Here is a 1,035-nt window from a genome sequence, read left to right as displayed (position 1 = left end):
CAGAGAGGATTTGGTCCGGCAGGCGGACCGCCTGGTCAACGGCGCGGCGATGGGAATCCTTTCCGACGCAGGAGAATCTAAAAAAAATGAAACGCCGGATATCGGCGCAGAAACGGGGGAAAACGTCTGAGACGTTTTCCCCCGCGTGGTTTATCGGCGCAGCGTTTAATTTTAAAAAGAATTTCCGATCCTCTCGAGCATAAAAAAGCCGATTCCGTCTTACCTAAGGCGTTTTCTCCGGATGGGCCTCCGGCGATTCTTCCGGTTTCTTTTTTTGGGGCCACAGCAGCGAAACGCCCGAAGCCAACAGATAGATGCCGAAGGGTTTGCGCAGCAGCTCTACCTCCACCGCCGTGGCGGCCCATGCACCCCCGAGGGCAAAGAGGACTGCCCAGGGAATAGAGCGCTTGAGTGTGGGCTTGTCCAAAAATCCGTTTTTCCAGTGAAACACCAGCGCGCCGGCGGCAGTGGGCAGAAAAAACAGCAGATTGATGCCCTGCGCTGTCCGCTGATCCACACCCAGAAACAGCGTCATTACCAGCAGCAGAAGTGTTCCGCCACCCACGCCCCAAGCGGAGAGGATGCTGGCCCCCAGCCCGCAGAAAAAGGGCAGCAGCCAATTCACAGCAGATACCTCACCGCTCCGTAGAAAAGAAAAACGGCAAACAGCCGTTTAAGCCACTTGGCGGAAATTTTTCCGTACAGCCGCCCCCCTAAAGAGCCCCCCGCGAGCCCGCCCAGCAAGTAAGGCAGGGCGGTTTTCAAAGACAACTCCGCCCGCAGAAAATACACCGCCGCCGACACCGCGCAGATGGGAAAAATTACCGCCACACAGGTGGCGTACAACGTTTGTTTTTTTAAGGAAGACCTGCTCATCACCGGGATAAACACCATTCCGCCGCCGCCGCCGAACAGGCCGTTTGCAAGCCCCGCCGCCGCGCCCGCGACTCGCCCCCGCCATTTCTCGTTCATGTCTGCCACCCCCCGGTTTCTATGTATTTCCGGAGGCGAGGCCTCCGGAAAGCTTGCGGATGG

2 protein-coding genes are annotated in these 1,035 nt (G+C 57.9%); both read right to left on the bottom strand.

Going from position 1 to position 1,035, the window contains the following annotated elements:
* Positions 1 to 223: 223 nt before the first annotated feature.
* Positions 224 to 625, bottom strand: a complete 402-nt coding sequence (locus B2W96_RS03230; protein ID WP_293008499.1) for a sulfite exporter TauE/SafE family protein — start codon at positions 623 to 625, stop codon at positions 224 to 226.
* Complete coding sequence (locus B2W96_RS03225; RefSeq protein WP_293008497.1) at positions 622 to 972, bottom strand: TSUP family transporter; 351 nt, start codon at positions 970 to 972, stop codon at positions 622 to 624. Before B2W96_RS03225 ends, B2W96_RS03230 begins: the two co-directional genes overlap by 4 nt.
* Between the last annotated feature and the right edge of the window lie 63 nt (positions 973 to 1,035).

This window comes from Oscillibacter sp. UBA6647, from assembly GCA_002455655.1.
GTDB lineage: Bacteria > Bacillota > Clostridia > Oscillospirales > Oscillospiraceae > Oscillibacter.
Note: the sequence above shows the minus strand (reverse complement) of the source record. Positions and strands in the feature narration are given on the sequence as shown.